Annotated in this window: 16 protein-coding genes, 5 tRNA genes, 1 other RNA gene and 1 other annotated feature; of the genes, 17 read left to right on the forward strand and 5 right to left on the reverse strand. The window is 34.5% G+C overall.

The features are described from left to right. Window positions 1-98: 98 nt before the first annotated feature. Window positions 99-1,160 carry a beta-aspartyl-peptidase gene (gene iadA, locus NE544_RS01525; RefSeq protein ID WP_256268093.1) on the reverse strand — a complete coding sequence of 354 codons (1,062 nt, stop codon included), beginning with the start codon at window positions 1,158-1,160 and terminating at the stop codon, window positions 99-101. Window positions 1,161-1,206: 46 nt separating this feature from the next. Between iadA and NE544_RS01530 the strand changes: the two genes are divergently transcribed. Beyond that, window positions 1,207-2,949, forward strand: coding sequence for an ABC-F family ATP-binding cassette domain-containing protein (locus NE544_RS01530; protein ID WP_256268094.1), 1,743 nt, complete (start codon window positions 1,207-1,209; stop codon window positions 2,947-2,949). 13 nt (window positions 2,950-2,962) lie between these two features. After that, on the forward strand, window positions 2,963-3,883 hold the full coding sequence (locus NE544_RS01535; RefSeq protein ID WP_256268095.1) for a DMT family transporter: 921 nt from the start codon (window positions 2,963-2,965) through the stop codon (window positions 3,881-3,883). Between the two features lie 38 nt (window positions 3,884-3,921). Here the strand turns inward: NE544_RS01535 and NE544_RS01540 are convergent, their stop codons facing one another. From NE544_RS01540 to serC, 3 genes are read right to left on the reverse strand one after another with little or no spacing between them, the layout of a single operon-like run. Beyond that, window positions 3,922-4,698 (reverse strand): histidinol-phosphatase HisJ family protein, encoded by a 777-nt coding sequence (locus NE544_RS01540; protein WP_118114328.1) that lies wholly within the window; start codon window positions 4,696-4,698, stop codon window positions 3,922-3,924. A 14-nt stretch (window positions 4,699-4,712) separates the two neighbouring features. After that, on the reverse strand, window positions 4,713-5,861 hold the full coding sequence (locus NE544_RS01545; protein ID WP_256268096.1) for a 3-phosphoglycerate dehydrogenase family protein: 1,149 nt from the start codon (window positions 5,859-5,861) through the stop codon (window positions 4,713-4,715). Then, window positions 5,854-6,939, reverse strand: a complete 1,086-nt coding sequence (gene serC, locus NE544_RS01550; RefSeq protein WP_256268097.1) for a 3-phosphoserine/phosphohydroxythreonine transaminase — start codon at window positions 6,937-6,939, stop codon at window positions 5,854-5,856. The genes NE544_RS01545 and serC overlap by 8 nt, the downstream gene beginning before the upstream one ends. Window positions 6,940-7,158: 219 nt before the next feature. On the opposite strand from serC, the gene NE544_RS01555 reads away from it, so the two are divergent. The 5 genes from NE544_RS01555 (at window position 7,159) to phoU (ending at window position 11,289) form a co-directional block, all read left to right on the forward strand. After that, window positions 7,159-8,034: a phosphate ABC transporter substrate-binding protein gene (locus NE544_RS01555; protein WP_256268098.1), complete on the forward strand. Its 876-nt coding sequence runs from the start codon at window positions 7,159-7,161 to the stop codon at window positions 8,032-8,034. Between the two features lie 63 nt (window positions 8,035-8,097). Beyond that, on the forward strand, window positions 8,098-8,991 hold the full coding sequence (pstC, locus tag NE544_RS01560) for a phosphate ABC transporter permease subunit PstC (RefSeq protein WP_256268099.1): 894 nt from the start codon (window positions 8,098-8,100) through the stop codon (window positions 8,989-8,991). Between the two features lie 2 nt (window positions 8,992-8,993). Further along, the gene (gene pstA / locus NE544_RS01565) at window positions 8,994-9,872 is read left to right on the forward strand and encodes a phosphate ABC transporter permease PstA (RefSeq protein ID WP_256268100.1); all 879 of its coding nucleotides are present in this window, start codon (window positions 8,994-8,996) and stop codon (window positions 9,870-9,872) included. 11 nt (window positions 9,873-9,883) lie between these two features. Beyond that, window positions 9,884-10,636 carry a phosphate ABC transporter ATP-binding protein PstB gene (pstB, locus tag NE544_RS01570; protein WP_118114322.1) on the forward strand — a complete coding sequence of 251 codons (753 nt, stop codon included), beginning with the start codon at window positions 9,884-9,886 and terminating at the stop codon, window positions 10,634-10,636. After that, complete coding sequence (phoU, locus tag NE544_RS01575) at window positions 10,636-11,289, forward strand: phosphate signaling complex protein PhoU (RefSeq protein ID WP_256268101.1); 654 nt, start codon at window positions 10,636-10,638, stop codon at window positions 11,287-11,289. The genes pstB and phoU overlap by 1 nt, the downstream gene beginning before the upstream one ends. 45 nt (window positions 11,290-11,334) lie before the next feature. On the opposite strand, the gene NE544_RS01580 is transcribed toward phoU, so the two are convergent. Next, window positions 11,335-11,410: transfer RNA gene (locus tag NE544_RS01580), tRNA-Ala, on the reverse strand. Window positions 11,411-11,474: 64 nt separating this feature from the next. Between NE544_RS01580 and NE544_RS01585 the strand changes: the two genes are divergently transcribed. From NE544_RS01585 to NE544_RS01630, 10 genes are all read left to right on the forward strand, one after another. Next, on the forward strand, window positions 11,475-12,653 hold the full coding sequence (locus NE544_RS01585) for a CapA family protein (RefSeq protein ID WP_256268102.1): 1,179 nt from the start codon (window positions 11,475-11,477) through the stop codon (window positions 12,651-12,653). Further along, window positions 12,650-13,108 carry an SsrA-binding protein SmpB gene (gene smpB, locus NE544_RS01590; protein ID WP_117571648.1) on the forward strand — a complete coding sequence of 153 codons (459 nt, stop codon included), beginning with the start codon at window positions 12,650-12,652 and terminating at the stop codon, window positions 13,106-13,108. Before NE544_RS01585 ends, smpB begins: the two co-directional genes overlap by 4 nt. 21 nt (window positions 13,109-13,129) lie before the next feature. Continuing rightward, window positions 13,130-13,520, forward strand: a transfer-messenger RNA (tmRNA) gene (gene ssrA, locus NE544_RS01595). 86 nt (window positions 13,521-13,606) lie between these two features. Then, complete coding sequence (locus NE544_RS01600) at window positions 13,607-13,981, forward strand: NifB/NifX family molybdenum-iron cluster-binding protein (protein ID WP_118114319.1); 375 nt, start codon at window positions 13,607-13,609, stop codon at window positions 13,979-13,981. 49 nt (window positions 13,982-14,030) lie between these two features. Then, window positions 14,031-14,234 (forward strand) — a binding site (T-box leader). Window positions 14,235-14,274: 40 nt separating this feature from the next. After that, window positions 14,275-16,023 carry a threonine--tRNA ligase gene (gene thrS / locus NE544_RS01605; RefSeq protein WP_256268103.1) on the forward strand — a complete coding sequence of 583 codons (1,749 nt, stop codon included), beginning with the start codon at window positions 14,275-14,277 and terminating at the stop codon, window positions 16,021-16,023. Window positions 16,024-16,170: 147 nt separating this feature from the next. Beyond that, a tRNA-Ser gene (locus tag NE544_RS01610) sits at window positions 16,171-16,261 on the forward strand. 20 nt (window positions 16,262-16,281) lie between these two features. Continuing rightward, window positions 16,282-16,357 (forward strand) — tRNA-Asp (locus tag NE544_RS01615). A gap of 5 nt (window positions 16,358-16,362) precedes the next feature. Further along, window positions 16,363-16,436 (forward strand) — tRNA-Gly (locus NE544_RS01620). A gap of 16 nt (window positions 16,437-16,452) precedes the next feature. Beyond that, window positions 16,453-16,528 (forward strand) — tRNA-Asp (locus NE544_RS01625). A gap of 77 nt (window positions 16,529-16,605) precedes the next feature. Further along, complete coding sequence (locus NE544_RS01630; RefSeq protein WP_256268104.1) at window positions 16,606-17,460, forward strand: DUF1848 family protein; 855 nt, start codon at window positions 16,606-16,608, stop codon at window positions 17,458-17,460. Window positions 17,461-17,476: the final 16 nt, after the last annotated feature.

Here is a 17,476-nt window from a genome sequence, read left to right on the forward strand (position 1 = left end):
TAAAAACACGTATCCGTCGTGGAGATGCAGCTCCAATGGCAATTGTACAATTCGTTAAGTAATTTAATGAATAATAAAGGCACTGAGTGAATCAGTGCCTATTTTTTTGTGATTACTTTTTGAATTTGATCTTCCTTCCAAATGACAAGATCACAATCAAATCCCTCTTTAACTTGTCCTGTATGTTTAAAACCTAATACATTCGCAACATTTTTCGTAAAGAATGGCAAAGCATTTTCATACCCAAGTTCATTTTTCAGATAAATGAATTCCTTCTTTAAGTTTGAAATTGGTGTAATACCGATTTCTTTAACGGATCCATCTTCATTGTATGTAGACCAAGATCCTTGAGCATCACTAGAAATGGTTACTTTCTCAGTATTTTTGATTTGTTGAATGTAACTCAAAGTTTTACCATTACCATCACATGTTATGTCAATTGTACCACCCATATCAGTAAATCTTTTTGCTTCTTCAAATAAATGAGGATTTCTTGTGCAGTGTGTTGGCTGGAATAAAGAAACGGGAATATCCGCTTTTTCTAAGATGTTAAAAACTAAGTCTAAGGCTTGTTTTTCGTCTCCCATATGAATTGTTAAGTTCGCTTGTTTTCCTGCAATTAAGCTTGCGGTACGAATTTTAGAAGCCAATCGAGTTAATTCTTCCTCTGTTACATGACTAGATCTATGATCACTTAAAGCAAGTTTTACACCAAGAATACTATCAATAAACACAATATCATCTTCCATAGAACTAGTTAACGTATTACTTGGATATGCATAGCTACCTGTTAAGATATAGGTATGTACACCTTTCTGTGTTAATTCTTTAGCTTTCGCAAATAATTCTTTTGTACTTCTTGTATAACCATCTGTTCCCAATAATCCAATGACAGTTGTGATACCTGCATCTAATATTTCCTGTACATCTATAGGCCTAGCTCTAGAAATAAATCCGGCTTCTCCACCACCACCAGTAATATGAACGTGGCGATCAATTAGACCTGGCGTTAAAATGCATCCTGTGCCATCAATTGTTTCAATTGGATAAGAAAGTTCGATATGATTATCAATTTTTTCGATTTTAGAATCTGAAATTAATACATCTTTTACTCCCAAATTTTCAGGTGCATAAATTTGAATATTTTTAATAAGTTTCATGCGTGTCACCTCAAAAAGTATTATATAATAAAACTCAGGTGATGTTATGTTAATTTCAACAGAAAGTTTAAAAAAGAATATAAATGATAAATGCATTTTAAAAGATGCGAGTTTTACAATAGAAGATACTGATAAAATTGCGTTGATTGGAGTCAATGGTACAGGTAAAAGTACTTTATTAAAGATACTTGCAGGTATTGAAAATTATGATTCAGGAACCATTATTAAAAAGAATGGAATCAAGATTCATTATTTACCTCAAAATCCAGAATTCAAAACGGATTGTGTATGGGATGAAATTCAATTGGTCAATTCTAAAAATGAGCATCCTGTAGCAGAGTTTGAATTAAAATCGATTCTAACGAAACTGGGTATTACAGATTATCAAAGTACCATGTCAAATATGTCAGGTGGACAAAGAAAAAGAGTGGCCCTTGCCTTAGCACTATGCACAAGTTGTGATTTGTTGCTTTTGGATGAACCAACAAACCATTTGGATAACGATATGGTTGAATGGTTGGAAAATTATTTGATTCGTTCAAAGAGTGCAATATTTATGGTCACACACGATCGTTATTTTTTAGATCGTGTTTGTACAAAAATGATTGAATTAGATCAAGGCGACCTATATATTCATAATGGAAATTATGAAGTGTATTTAGAAAATAAGGAAACGCGTATTGAACAAGAAAAATTAGCAGCCCATAAACACAAGAACTTATATAAAAAGGAATTAGAGTGGGTTAGAGCGGGCGTACAGGCGCGTGGCACAAAATCTAATAGTCGACTTCAAAGGTTTGAAGAATTGCGTCAGAAACGTTTTAAACAGCAAGAAGAGTCATTAAAAATAAATGCGACTATGCAACGATTGGGAAATAAAACAATTGAATGTATGAATTTAGGATTTGATTATCCAGAAAAGTCATTATTTCATGATTTTAACTATGTATTATTACGACAAGACCGTATTGGTATTATTGGAGAGAATGGATGCGGTAAATCTACTTTGTTAGATGTTATTGCAGGGTTGAAACAACCAACCCATGGAACCATTGAATATGGAACCACAGTTAAAATTGGATATTTCAGACAAGCGGATCAAGGTGTCGATCTAAATATGCGTGTTATTGATTATATTGAAGAAGTTTCTAAAGTCATTGAATACGATCGTATGACACTAAGTGCTTCGCAAATGCTTGAAAGATTTTTATTTCCAAGAAATATGCACTATACCACGCTATCAAGACTATCCGGTGGAGAAAGAAGAAGACTCTATCTATTAAGAGTTTTGATGCAAGAACCAAATATCCTGTTATTGGATGAGCCAACAAATGATTTGGATATTTTGACATTAGACGTATTAGAAGATTATTTAGATGATTTCCAAGGAGCCATTATTACTGTAAGCCATGACCGATATTTTTTGGATCGTGTTGTGGATAAAGTGTTTGTCCATCAAGAAGATGGTACTTTTAAACAGTACAGTGGTGGATATAGTGATTATTTAGTGAAATCAAAAGATGAGAATAAGAAGGTTGTTGTTCAAAAGCCGATTGAAAAGAAGAAAAGATCTCAATTATCTTATATGGAAAAAAAGGAATTGGAGCAACTACCTGAGAAGATGGAAGTATTAGAAAGTGAAATGGAAGCTTTAGACCATCAGATGAATGAGTGTCAAAGTGATTTTGCAAAATTAAAAGAATTAAGTGATTTGAGAACGCAGAAAGAAGAAGAACTTGAAACTTTAACTAATCGTTGGATGGAATTAGAGGAAAAAAAGGAAGGATAAGTTTTAATTAGACATGGAGAACAGGGAATTTTTTAAAAAGCCATTACATGTATTTTTACTAGCCATGCTATGTTGTACACTATGGGGAAGTGCAGCTCCATTCATTAAATGGGGATATAAGCTATTTAATATTGAAGGTGTACCTAGTATTTTAATGTTTGCAGGCATACGTTTTACATTAGCTGGATTTTTAGTCATATTATTTGGTTCTTTCTTACAGAAAAAAGTATTAGTAGCTAAAAAAGAGAATATTCAAGGCATATGCACATTAGCTCTTTTTCAAACAGCTGGACAGTATTTTTTCTATTATATTGGACTTTCACATACATCAGGAGTCAACGGATCCATTATTTCAGGAACCAGTGCCTTTATATCTTTGTTAGTGGCTAGTTTAATTTTTCATTATGAAAAAATTACAGCACGAAAAGCATTAGGCTGTTTTATTGGATTCTTGGGCATTTTATTTATGAATATCAGTGGAGCCAGTGCCAGTTTTTCCTTTGTGGGTGAAGGCTTTGTATTGATGTCACAATTTTGTGGATCTATATCGGCTGCCTTTATTAAGAAGTTCACACAAAACCAAAATGCCGTACTATTAAGTGGATACCAATTCTTTTTAGGTGGTGTTTTACTAATTATCATTGGATATTTAATGGGAGGACACATTACATTTGGATTTAATCTGGGCCTTCTTGTATTGATTCATTTAGCTCTTGTATCCGCTATCGCCTATACGATTTGGGGATTGTTATTATCTGTAAATCCTGTTAGTAAGATTGGTGTCTATATGTGCGTAACACCTATCATCGGTGTGATTTTATCAAGTGTTGTATTACATGAATCCAATCAGGCATTCCAACTATCAAGTTTAATTGCATTGTTACTTGTAAGTTTAAGTGTATTTTTAGTCAATAAAGAAACACAGGCAGATTAAGTTCTGTCTTTTTCTTTGCCTAAAAAAAGATCCTAGGCTTATCTAGGATCTAATAATTCAAAGCAGCGCCCTACATCACTTGGATAATGAGCATCACTTGCAGTAACAATTTGTACATTATTTTCTTTTAGGATATTTCTAAAATCAGCATTTAAGCCAATATCAGGATGATGATATGAATAATGAGCTTTAGTGTTATCTTCCATTTTAATGTTGTATTCATTTGCCAGACGAGCGATATGATGGTAGGTAGGATGTAAATCGTAGCCTGGATCAATCGAATACAATTTGATCACATCTGGATGACCCACTTGATCAAAGAGATTGGATTGGATTAGTTTTTCAATAGCGCCATAATAGGACTTATAAATATTAGAAGGATCATTTTTGTTCCAAAGTAATTCTTTAGAAAAGGCATCCATATCATATAGATAACCATCTACAGAGTGCACACTGCCAACTAGAAAGTCAAAATGGTAGTTTTTAAGGATGGAGGATAATAGACTTTCTGTTTCAGGCGTATAACAAACTTCAAGGCCAAAACGTACATCGATGTCAAAAGTTTCTTTTTTTAATGCTTCAATTAATTTTAAATAATCATCTATGGAGTTTTTTTGTTTCTTTAAAAACCACTCTTCTTGTAATTTAGATACTTCACAAACTCTTTTATAACAGTCTTTAAATTCAAAAAATCTATGTGTGTGATCTAATATTTGAAGATGAGTAATCCCTTTTTCTTTGGCAGCATCAATAAACTTATGAACATATTCAATGCTTAAATCACCATTTTCTAAATGTGTATGTGCGTCAATCATAGTACCATCCCATCCTATTTCTTATAAGTAGATACTCTAATCATACCATTGATTTTTTCAATTGGAGAAATATCAACTTCTGAATCTAAATCAATAATTGTATACGCAATATCTTTTTTAGATTTATTCATTAAGTTTTCAATATTAGCATCCTTAAAAATATCTGTGATTTGAGAAATCATTTTAGGCTTATTTTCATGAAGACAAGTGATTCTAAATGGTGAATTCATATCCATCTTCGCATTTGGTAAATTGACAGAATTTGAAATATTTCCATAAGTTAAATAATCCATCAGTTCCTGAGCGGCTTTTACAGCACAATTCTCTTCACTCTCTTCGGTTGAAGCACCTAAGTGAGGAATTGCAATGACTTTATCATTTTGAATAACTTTTAAACTTGGAAAATCAGTCACATAAGATTCAACTTTGTTGTCATCTAATGCTACCAATAGAGCATCTTCATCAACGAGGCCACCACGAGCAAAGTTTAATAATTTGACGCCATCTTTCATCTTGTCAAAACTATCTTTATTGATAAAGTTTTTAGTTCCATCATTTAAAGGCACATGAATCGTAATAAAATCACATTGACGATATAAATCATCAATATTTGTGACATGATTTACATATCGAGATAAGTTCCATGCAGCATCGACTGACATATATGGATCATATCCATAAACTTTCATACCAAAGCGTAAGGCTAGATTGGCAACCTGGATACCAATGGCACCACAACCGATGACACCTAGTGATTTACCGGTTAATTCATGTCCAGCATATTTCTTTTTTTGTTTTTCAATATCTTTTGCGATGTTCTCATTTTCTTTTTGCGTTTTGATCCATTCAATACCATGATAAATATCACGACTTGCAAGTAACATACCCGCAAATACAAGTTCTTTTACGGCATTACTATTTGCGCCTGGAGTATTGAATACGGCAATCCCTTTTTTAGTACAAGTATCAATATCAATGTTGTTGACACCAGCACCTGCACGAGCGATGGCTTTAAGGTTGGTATTATATTCAATATCATGAAGATTGGCACTACGAACTAAAATGGCATCTTCATCTTCCATGTTTTCGTTTACTTCATAATCTGGCGTAAACTGATCTAAACCAATTTGTGCAATATTGTTGTAGAGTTTTATTTTAGACATTATAATTCTCCTCTTCAAATTTCTTCATAAATGCAATTAGGGCTTCTACACCTTCAAGTGGCATGGCATTATAAATACTTGCACGCATACCACCAACCGTTCTATGACCTTTAATATTTACAATTCCTGCTTCTTTTGCTTCTTTAACAAATTTAGTATCTAGATCCTTATCACCAGTCACAAAAGGAACATTTGTATAAGAACGATCTTCAGGTACAACAGGATTTGAATAGAGTTTAGAAGCATCGATATAGTCATATAATAATTTAGCTTTTTGACGATTGATCTTTTCCATGTTTTCCAATCCACCAATTTGTGTTTCTAGCCATTCAAGTACTAAACCACAAATATAGATGGCATAAGTAGGTGGCGTATTGAACATAGAATCATTGTCAGCATATGTTTTGTAGTTTAACATGCTTGGTGTTTTTTCATCAGCTAAACCAATCAAGTCTTTTTTTATGATAACCACAGTTAAACCTGCAGGCCCCATATTCTTTTGGGCACCGGCAAAAATTAAATCATATTTAGAAACATCCGTTCTTTCACTTAAAATACAACTTGATAAATCTGCAACTAATAACTTTCCTTCATGTGGAGGAAGTTCTTTATATTTAGTTCCATAGATTGTGTTGTTCTCACAAATATATACATAATCAGAATCTTCACTTAAATCTTCTTGTTTAATTTTAGGAATATACGTAAAGTTATCTTCTGCACTTGACGCGACTACATTTACTTTTCCTAATTTTTCATGTTCTTTTAAAGCTTTTTTTGTCCATTGACCCGTATTGATCAAATCTACGTTATGTTTTTCAAGGTTCATAGGAATCATAGTAAATTGTAAAGAAGCACCTCCTTGTAAGAATAAAATTTCATATTCATCAGGAATGTTCATCAATCTTTTTAATCTTGCTTTACAAGTATCTATAATATCCTGGAATTCACTGGAACGGTGGGACATCTCCATAACACTCATTCCACTATTATGAGCATCTAACATTTCGCTTGCAGCTTTTTTTAAGACCCATCCTGGTAAGCATGCGGGACCGGCACTAAAGTTATATACACGTGTCATATTGTTACCTTGGTGAAAATATTTCCACCTTTCCTTTCTTTATGTTTCAAGATTATACATTTATTTACATTATATTTCAAGGAATTTGTTCATAAATTGAATTCAGGTGTACTTAAAATCAAAACAAATCATTTAACGAAACCTTAACAGAACCATTCTTTTTGTTTAACAAACATGCATTATGATATGTGTGTCGAAAGAAAAGAGGACAAGGAAAATATGAATAAGTTTTTAAAAGGCGCAATGATCGTAGGATTATCTGCAGCTATGGTAGGATGTAGTTCAAATACTGCATCCGATGACAGTGATTCAAAAAATGAAAGTTTAAGCGGAACAATTACAGCCGCAGGCTCAAGTGCATTGAAACCATTGGTTGATGTTGCAGCCGAACAGTTTTCAAACGAAAACCCAGATGTTTCTATTACAGTAGATGCTGGTGGTTCAGGAGAAGGTTTAAAACAGGTAGCTGATAAAACGGTTACACTAGGAAACTCCGATGTGGCAGCTGAAGAAAAATTAGATAAGGATCAAGCTAAAGATTTAGTCGATCACCAAGTGTGTGTTGTAGCAATGGCTCCAATCGTAAATAAAGATGTTGGTGTTAAAGATTTAACCAAACAACAATTGATTGATATCTTCACAGGAAAAACAACGAACTGGAAAGATGTTGGTGGACCAAATGAAGACATTGTCTTAGTTACTCGTCCAACTTCATCAGGAACAAGAGCCACATTCCAAAAATATGCATTAGATGGAAATGAAGAAGCAAGCAACGCTTCAATGGAAACAGATGATTCTGGTGTGTTGTTACAAAATGTAACAGATACAAAGGGTGCCATCGGTTATGTAGCATTATCTTACTTAGTAGACAATGACGATGTAGATACAGTCGCAATTGATGGCGTTGAACCAACATTAGAAAACACATATAGTGGTGACTACAAAGTTTGGACATTTGAGCACATGTATACAAATGGAGAGCCAGATAAAGCTACAAAAGCATTCTTAGATTACATCATGGGTGAAAAATTCGGTAAGAAAATGGAATCATTAGGCTATGGTGTTTCTAGCAAAATGGAAAAAACAGATCACTAATTGCGAGTTCTTTAACGGACATTGAAATATATGTCCGTTATTCATTTAGTTTGGAGGAATTTGATGAGTCGTAAAAGCATGTTTTGTAAAGAATATTTTTGGCAGATTCTCGTTACAATTGGTGGTCTGTTCGTGATATTTGTAACTCTATTAATTGGAGCTTTTCTAGTTTATAAAGGTTCTGATACATTTTTAAAATTTCATCATACTCTACAAGAGTTTCTTGGCAGTGCAAACTTTGCACCAATGGATAATGCCAGTTCAAAAGGACATGTAGGAGCCTTGATCTTTATTGTTGGATCGCTATGTGTTTGTGGATTGGCCTTATTGATTGCCACACCATTTGCGTTAGGATCATCTATTTTTATGACAGAAATTTCACCTAAGTTTGGTGAAAAATTCTATCGTCCTATGGTAGAAATTTTTGCCGGAATTCCTAGTGTTGTCTATGGATGGGTTGGATTAACGGTCTTGATTCCGTTCTTAAAGAAAGTATTTGATTTGCAGGTAGGACACTCTATACTTGCAGCAAGTCTTGTTTTATCCATTATGATATTTCCATCGATTACCAGTGTTGCCAGTGATGCGATTCGAGCTGTTTCAAAAGAAACACGAATGGCTGCTTATGGACTTGGCTCAACACGCTGGCAAACAATTTATCGTGTTGTAATTCCTGCTGCATTACCTGGAGTCATTTCAGGTATTGTATTAGGACTCGCAAGAGCGTTTGGTGAAGCTTTAGCTGTTGCGATGGTCATTGGTCAGACAACGGCTTTACCAACAAGTATTTTCTCCACTTCAAAAACACTAACAACGGAAATTGCAGCTCAAATGGGAAATGCGATGGAAGGTGGAGAAATGAAGGCAGCCCTATGGACAATGGCTTTATTGTTATTCTTGATTTCGTTATTGTTTATTACTATTATTCATAAGTTTTCAAAACCGAAAGGAGAATAGAGATGGATTCTAGAATTAAAAGAGCAAAAATGATGGATCAATTCATGACAATCGTCTTCTATGGTATCGCCTTATTCTTCTTTTTACTTCTTGTAGGCTTTGCCGGTAAAGTTATTATTGGGGGCTTGTTAGGGGCTAAACCAGAAATGTTTGGCTTTACTCGATCTGGCAGCATTGGAAATCAAGTTTTCAATACCATTTATTTAGTATTCATATCTTTACTTGTTTCAGTGCCAATTGGGGTATTAGCCGGCATTTATTTGGCGATGTACGCAAAACCAGGTCTTGTAACACGCTTTTTAAGAACTTGTATTGAAACATTGTCTTCTTTACCAAGTATTGTTGTAGGTTTATTTGGATATTTGATTTTCTTAGTTGTATTAGGACTATCAAAAAGTTTATTGGCAGGAGCCCTGTCTATATCAATTCTAAGTTTACCTTTGATTACAACAACTACAGAAGATGCGATAAAAGGTTTGCCTGAAGGCTATTATCATGGAAGTATGGGACTTGGAGCAACAAAGTGGCAAACTATATTCCATGTACTATTGCCAGCATGCCTATCACGTATTATGACCGGTGTTATTTTAGCGGCTGGTCGTGGATTTGGTGAAGCTGCTGTATTACTTTATACAACTGGTTCAGGAAGCGATTTGCGTTGGAATAATTTTAGTTTTACATCTCCAACATCACCTATTAATGTACTTAGACCAGCTGAAACATTATCCATCCAAATCTGGAACTTACAAACCAATGGACAAGATCGAGCATTGGCTAATTTATCTAGTGCTGTGTTGATAATTTTAGTATTGGCATTTAGTATTGGAGCCAATGTCTGGTCAAGACACATTTCCAAAAAACAAGCTGGATTAGAGAAATAGAAAGGTTACGTATGAATAATAAATTTACAGTGAATGATCTGAATTTATATTATGGTGATTTTCATGCCTTAAAGAATATAAATTTGGATATCAAAGAAAAAGAAATTACAGCGTTTATCGGTCCTAGTGGATGTGGTAAATCAACATTCTTAAAAACATTGAATCGAATGAATGATTTGGTGGAAAGTACTAAAATCACAGGTGATATTTGTTTAGATGGAACGGATATCTACAAAAATATGGATGCGATTGAATTAAGACGTAGAGTTGGAATGGTATTTCAACAGCCTAATCCATTCCCAAAAAGTATTTATGACAATATTGCGTATGGCCCAAGAATTTTTGGAATCAAAAAGAAAAGTGAATTGGATGAAATTGTTGAAAGAAGTTTAAGACAAGCTGCCATTTGGGATGAAGTGAAGGATCGTCTACATAAATCAGCTTTAGGAATGTCAGGTGGCCAACAACAACGCTTATGTATCGCAAGAGCCTTGGCTATGCAGCCGGAAGTATTGTTGATGGACGAACCTACAAGTGCTCTAGATCCAATTTCAACTAGTAAGATTGAAGAATTGACTTTAGAATTGAAAAAAGACTATACAATCGTTATTGTTACTCACAATATGCAGCAAGCTATGCGTATTAGTGATAAAACAGCCTTCTTCTTATTAGGTGATTTAATTGAGTATAGTGATACAGAAACATTGTTCTCAACGCCAAAAGAAAAGAAAACAGAAGACTATATTACAGGGAGGTTTGGATAATGGTTTTGCCTACAAAGTTTTTAAAACAAACAAGACAGTTAGAACTGACTATGACACAAATGTCTCAAGACTGTTTAAAAGGATTGTGGTTTTGCAAGCACGCTATTTTAGATGGAAACAAAACTTTAGTTCAAGATGTTTCGCAAATGCATGAAGAAGTGAGTGAACAAGGAAGAGAAGCTGAACAAATTTGTATGAAGATTCTTCTTCTACAACATCCTGTTGCAAAGGATTTAAGACGTATTACTGTCGCTACAAATACGCTTCGTGATTTAACACGTATTATGGATCAAGAAAAAGAAGTTTCAGAATTAATTTGCGCATTGAATATGGACGATTTAGTTGTGGATGATTGTATTAAACAACAGTTTTCAATTGCCAAGAAAATGATTAATCTGGCTATTGAAGCATTTGTCCAAAAAGATGAAATGGCAGCAAACCAAGTGATTGAAATGGACATAAAAGCAGATGAACAATATAATCGAGCTAAAGAAGTTTATGTAGACTTATTAGCTAAAAAAGAACTTGATACAGGTACTTTAGTGGATGTGTTACTTGTTGGTAAATATTTAGAGAGAATCTGTGATCATTGTGTAAACATTGGAAAATGGGTTCTTTATCAAAAGTCTGGTATTTTTGAAGCAATTGAATAAAACAAAAAAGCTGTAAGCAAATTTGCTTACAGCGTATTTTTTACTTGGTGGAGCGTATCGGGATCGAACCGATGACCCCCTGCGTGCAAGGCAGGTGCTCTCCCAGCTGAGCTAACACCCCAAGTGCCTTTTAATATTACCTAATAATTTTGGAAAATGCAAGCTTTTTTTGGTAAAATTAAATTATGAAAAAGAAATGGACATGGATCATTATATTATGTATATTCAATTTCAGCTTAATGGGCTTTATTTTAACACACCCCACACCAAATTCGAAAGAAGCGACAAAGGTTGTAAAAAATGTTTCTACAAAAAAACAGGAAGAAAAAAAATCATTTACATTTGTAGGTGTAGGTGACAACTTGTATCATGGTGCGATGTATTGGTACCCATACCAGAGGGATGGATATTATAATTTTGATTCCTATTATGAAATGACAAATAAATATACACAAAATGCAGATTTGGCATATATCAATTTTGAAACGTTATGCATAGGAGAAGAGTATGAATTGAGTGGATACCCTACTTTTAATGGACCTACAGAAATTCTGTCTTCAGTCAATAAGGCTGGCTTTGATTGGTGGAGTTTAAGTTCAAATCACTCTATGGATCGGGGTGCTGAGGGTTTATTAACACAGATTGATTTGATTCGAAAGAATTATCCAGATGTTATTACGACGGGTTCGCATACGTCTTTAAAGGACAAAAAGCGTACATTAGTAAAAGAAATCAATGGAATCAAAGTAGGATTTCTTGGATATACCTATGGCTTGAATGGATTTAGTGTGCCTGAAGATAAGCCGTGGCTTGTGGATTTGATTGATAAGGATCAAATGAAAAAAGATATGGAAACCTTAAGCAAAGTGAGCGATGTCCAATTGGTTTCTATGCATTGGGGTGAAGAATATCAAACAGAGCCAACTGAAGAGCAGAAAGATTTGGCAAATTATTTAAATGAGCTAGGTGCTGAGGTTGTGATTGGTTCACACCCACATGTTATTGAACCGGCAAAAGTTATTAAAGGAAAGAAACAAGATACACTTGTGTATTATTCATTAGGAAATTATACAAGTGCACAGGATATGGATTCAACAATGGTTGGTGGAATGGCAAGCTTTACATTGAACTATGATCCGAACACAAAAAAGACGTCTTTTGCAGATACTAAATTTATTCCATTGATTACATGGTTTGATGTAGGGTATAATGCATGGAAGACTTACCCAATCGAAGATTACAATGATTCGCTTGCACAAACACATAACTTAGCTTCGGATTATGATCTTTCAAAAGAATGGGTGCAACAGTTTGTCCAGTCTGTAATGCAAGATTGTGATGGAGTAGAGGTGGTTTTAGAATGAGTCAAAATCAAAAGACAATAGCCGAAAATCGTAAGGCAAGACATGAATATGAGTTGTATGATCGTTTTGAAGCAGGTTTAGTGCTTCAGGGAACAGAAATTAAAAGTATTCGAAGAGGAAAAGTTCAATTAAAGGACAGTTATATCAGTTTTCAAAAAGGGGAAGCTTTTATTAAAGGTATGCATATTTCTCCTTATGAATTTGGAAACCGATTTAATCATGATGAAACGCGTGATCGCAAACTCTTAATGCATAAACAGGAAATTCAAAAATTGGAGCAATCTGCGCGTGTTAAAGGGTATACGGTTGTACCTGTGAGAATTTATTTATATAAAGGATTAGCTAAACTTGAGATAGCTTTGGCGAAAGGTAAAAATCTTCATGATAAGCGTGAGTCTCAAAAGGCGAAGGATGCGCAAAGAGAGATTCAAAAAGCCTTGAAAAATCAGTATTAATAGATTATACTGATGTTCCTTGGGGATGTTCAGGCATTCGATGAGTAAATGTTTGGATTCAGCCACAGCCACGAAGGATACGTGTAATAACCAACTTAAATTAATTGCTAAAAATAAACTTGCTAATGTATTTGGTATGAACCAAAGCATGGCTTTCGCTGCTTAATTTTATTGCCTACGTTTGGCTTCGCAGCCCCTTTCTGAAATTTCGCTTTCTTATTTCAGACTGAGTGTTAAAGAAAAGAAGATAGAAATAAGTATTGGCTAGCTGCTTATTTTGAATCAACTATAGCTAACCCAAAAGAATTTTTGTTTCCATCCAAAACTTTTGGATAACTAGATGGAAAAAGCTGTAAACGCTGTCTCGTGGGACTTTGCTTAGACAGGAGTTCGATTCTCCTCATCTCCACCAAAGACAATCAACGCCCTTATTTAAAGGGCGTTTTAATTTATCGTGATGTATTTTTGAAGTATAATAAATAAGAAAGAAGGTATAGTATGAGAATTGCAGTCAGTTATAAAGATGGAGAAGTGTTCCAACATTTTGGGCATAGCTCAGAATTTAAAATCTATGAAACTGATCATAATGAAATTATTAAGAGTGAAGTGATTACAGTCGAAGGACATGGACATGTTAGTGTTTCGAATGCTCTAAAAGAACAAAATGTAAACATTGTACTTTGTGGTGGTATTGGACAAGGGGCTAAAACTGCATTGGCTGGTTTTGGGATTCATTCTTTTGGTGGTGTAACCGGAAATGCGGATGAGGCTGTTAAGAAATATTTAAGTGGACAACTAGAATTTACAACGGATGTGACTTGTACAAAACATGAATCTGGCGAAAGTCATTCTTGTGGTGGACGTTGCCATTAATTCTTGATTTTTTCTTTTGACACACCTTGTATTTCGGTCTATAATCTAGGCAACAATAGTGATAAGGATATGAATGCATTCTATTCAAATGTAGAGAGAGTGTGGTTGGTGAAAACACTTTGCGAATGTATGTATTTACTCCCTTTGAATTGCCCTTGAAAAAGTGTGCCGTAATTCTTGCGTTAAAAGGTTTGAGGTGTATACAGTAATTGTATAAACAAAGGTGGTACCGCGTGCGACAGACGTCCTTTGATGGCTGTCGCTTTTTATATGGAAAAATGGAGGAAAGTAAAATGGAATTAGTGAATGTATTAGAAAATGAACATTTATCTATGTTGAACCACTCATGTGCTCATATGATGGCTCAAGCTGTTAAGCGTTTATATCCAAATGCTAAATTCTGGGTAGGACCTGTTATTTCTGAAGGTTTCTACTACGATATGGATTTAGGAGATGTAAAATTAAAAGAAGAGGATTTGGCAAAAATCGAAAAAGAAATGAAGAAAATTGCCAAAGACGGAAAGAGAATTGTTCGTGAAGAAATCTCTAAAAAAGATGCTTTAGAAATGTTCAAGGATGATCCTTATAAAATTGATTTGATCAACGGATTAGAAGATGGAAATATCACAATCTATCGTCAAGGTGAATTTGCGGACTTATGTCGTGGACCTCACGTTGAGACTGTTAAGATGTGTAAAAACTTTAAATTGTTGAAACATTCTGGTGCTTACTGGAAAGGTGATGCAAACAATAAAATGCTTCAACGTGTTTATGGTATTTGTTTCGATACAAAAGAAGAATTGGAAGCTCACTTAGAAGCTTTAGAAGAAGCTAAAAAACGTGACCACAAGAAATTAGGGAAAGAAATGGGCTTATTCACAATTAGTGAATTTGCGCCAGGTATGCCTATCTTCTTGCCAGATGGAATGATTTTACGTAACATCTTGGAACAATACTGGTACCAAGAACACGCAAAAGAAGGATACCAATTCATTAAGACTCCAATTATGATGTCAAAAGAATTGTGGGAATTGAGTGGACACTGGGATCACTACAAAGACAATATGTACACTTCAATGGTCGATGATCGTGAATTCGCAATCAAACCAATGAACTGTCCAGGAGCTTTATTAGTATATAATTCAACTTTACATTCATATAAAGATTTACCATTGCGTTTAGGGGAATTAGGACAAGTACACCGTCACGAAGCAAGTGGTGCATTGAATGGATTGTTCCGTGTGCGTACATTCACACAAGATGATGCGCATTTATTTGTAACTCCTGATCAATTGGAAGAAGAAGTTAAAAAAGTATTACAATTGGTAGATCGTATTTATTCTGTATTTGGTTTACCATATGAAATTGAATTATCAACACGTCCAGAAAGTGGATATATTGGATCTGAAGAAATCTGGGATGCTTCAGAAAAAGCATTGGCACAAGCTTGTGTTCACGCAGGTAAAGAATATAAAGTAAATCCTGGAGATGGTGCATTCTATGGACCTAAATTGGATATTCATATCAAAGATAGCTTAGGACGTGTATGGCAATGTGGTACTGTACAGTTGGATATGAACTTGCCTGAAAGATTCGAATGTAAATATGTAGATGCAGATGGAACAAAGAAAACTCCAATTATGTTACACCGTGTAGTTTATGGATCAGTTGAACGTTTCATTGGTATTTTGATCGAACACTTTGGTGGACACTTCCCATTATGGTTAGCTCCACGTCAATTTGTGGTAATTCCAGTACACCACGAAAAACATGTTGAATACGCAAATAAAGTATGTGATGCATTAACAGCATTAGGAATGCGTGCAACAGTAGATTCTCGTAACGAAAAATTGGGTTATCGTGTTCGTGAGGCGCAGCTACAAAAGGTTACTTACCAAATCGTAGTTGGTGATGGAGAGCAAGAAAATAATACAGTTACAATTCGTCAGAGTGGTAAAAAGGATAGTGTTACATTATCTTTAGATGAAGCTTTAGCTAAATTTAAAGCTGAAGTAGACAACAAAACATTGTTTGGAAAGTAAGAGTTTAGAGGTCAAAAATTGACCTCTAAATTTTTTTTATCTTTTTTAAAAAAATTGCTTGCAATAAGTTTTTATCCATGTTATTATTAACGGGCGTTACAGATAACGCAGGTTGTTCTAAAAAATAAGTATTCTGGAAATATTCTTGGAGAAGTACTCAAGTGGCTGAAGAGGTGCCCCTGCTAAGGGTATAGGTCGGGAAACTGGCGCGAGAGTTCAAATCTCTCCTTCTCCGCCATCTTATTTTTGGAAAATTATGGTCCAGTGGTGTAGTGGTTAACATGCCTCCCTGTCACGGAGGAGATCGTGGGTTCGAGTCCCATCTGGACCGCCATTCATGCAGATGTAGTTCAATGGTAGAACACAGCCTTGCCAAGGCTGATACGGGGGTTCAATTCCCCTCATCTGCTCCATTTAAAATTAAATATTGGTCCAGTGGTGTAGTGGTTAACATGCCTCCCTGTCACGGAGGAGATCGTGGGTTCGAGTCCCATCTGGACCGCCATTTAGAAGTTTAAGTCATCTTAGGATGACTTTTTTCTTTATATTGACTATTGTTTTGTTTCTTAGTTTAATAAACCTATGATTATTAATGCGAGTGGAAGAACAGATATTGTAGCATATTATATGGATTGGTTTGTGAACTGCTGGAATGAAGGGTATTTTGATGTAAGAAACCCTTTTAATCCAAAACTTGTCAGTCGTATCTTTGTATCTGATGTAGATATGATTGTATTTTGTACAAAAAATCCATTGCCATTGCTTGATACAATACATTTATTTTCTGTACCCATTCAGCTACAAGTTACCATCACTGGATACTTTAAAGATATGGAACATCAAGTACCTGACAAAGGAGAAATCATTGCGTGTGTTCAAAAACTGTCTTCTTATCTAGGAAAAGAAAATGTATGTGTGCGATATGATCCAATTCTTTTGAATTCCAAATATAATGTTGATTATCATGTTCGTGCCTTTAATAAATTATGCACAATGTTAAAAGGATATGTATCTAAAATAATTGTCTCTTTTGTGGATGATTATAAAAATGTTCGAAATAATCATTTGGATTATCATGAACCCTCTAATGAGGAATATCTTAAGTTAAAAGAAGCTTTTGAAAAGAATGATATGAAGATTGTTAGTTGTATGGAAAATAAATATCATATTGGTGATGAAAAGGATTGCTGCATCAGCATTAAATATGCCTTTGAAAGAACAGGCAAGCTTTTTAAAGAATGGAAGGCAAGAGATTGCCATTGCGTGAATATGGTGGATGTTGGTGCTTATAATTCATGTTTACACGGATGCAAATATTGCTACGCCAATTTTGATTCCAAACAAATTGTATCAAACTATAAGATGCATGATGTGAACTCTAGTTTATTGATTGGACATTTGAATTTGGATGATCAAGTCAAAATACGAAGAAAATAAAATGAGTGAAGCTAGT

Origin of the sequence: Holdemanella sp. MSK.7.32 (assembly GCF_024460475.1) — a bacterium.
Classification (GTDB): Bacteria; Bacillota_I; Bacilli_A; order Erysipelotrichales; family Erysipelotrichaceae; genus Holdemanella.

Bases quoted from the DNA above. Each gene is read 5' to 3' on its own strand.
- NE544_RS01600 (WP_118114319.1), top strand. From the start codon at position 13,607: ATGAGAATTGCAGTCAGTTATAAAGATGGAGAAGTGTTCCAACATTTT.
- phoU (WP_256268101.1), top strand. From the start codon at position 10,636: ATGGTTTTGCCTACAAAGTTTTTAAAACAAACAAGACAGTTAGAACTG.
- iadA (WP_256268093.1), bottom strand. From the start codon at position 1,160: ATGAAACTTATTAAAAATATTCAAATTTATGCACCTGAAAATTTGGGA.
- NE544_RS01540 (WP_118114328.1), bottom strand. From the start codon at position 4,698: ATGATTGACGCACATACACATTTAGAAAATGGTGATTTAAGCATTGAA.
- NE544_RS01585 (WP_256268102.1), top strand. From the start codon at position 11,475: ATGAAAAAGAAATGGACATGGATCATTATATTATGTATATTCAATTTC.
- serC (WP_256268097.1), bottom strand. From the start codon at position 6,939: ATGACACGTGTATATAACTTTAGTGCCGGTCCCGCATGCTTACCAGGA.
- NE544_RS01630 (WP_256268104.1), top strand. From the start codon at position 16,606: ATGATTATTAATGCGAGTGGAAGAACAGATATTGTAGCATATTATATG.
- pstA (WP_256268100.1), top strand. From the start codon at position 8,994: ATGGATTCTAGAATTAAAAGAGCAAAAATGATGGATCAATTCATGACA.
- NE544_RS01555 (WP_256268098.1), top strand. From the start codon at position 7,159: ATGAATAAGTTTTTAAAAGGCGCAATGATCGTAGGATTATCTGCAGCT.
- NE544_RS01545 (WP_256268096.1), bottom strand. From the start codon at position 5,861: ATGTCTAAAATAAAACTCTACAACAATATTGCACAAATTGGTTTAGAT.
- smpB (WP_117571648.1), top strand. From the start codon at position 12,650: ATGAGTCAAAATCAAAAGACAATAGCCGAAAATCGTAAGGCAAGACAT.
- pstC (WP_256268099.1), top strand. From the start codon at position 8,098: ATGAGTCGTAAAAGCATGTTTTGTAAAGAATATTTTTGGCAGATTCTC.
- thrS (WP_256268103.1), top strand. From the start codon at position 14,275: ATGGAATTAGTGAATGTATTAGAAAATGAACATTTATCTATGTTGAAC.
- NE544_RS01530 (WP_256268094.1), top strand. From the start codon at position 1,207: ATGTTAATTTCAACAGAAAGTTTAAAAAAGAATATAAATGATAAATGC.
- NE544_RS01535 (WP_256268095.1), top strand. From the start codon at position 2,963: ATGGAGAACAGGGAATTTTTTAAAAAGCCATTACATGTATTTTTACTA.
- pstB (WP_118114322.1), top strand. From the start codon at position 9,884: ATGAATAATAAATTTACAGTGAATGATCTGAATTTATATTATGGTGAT.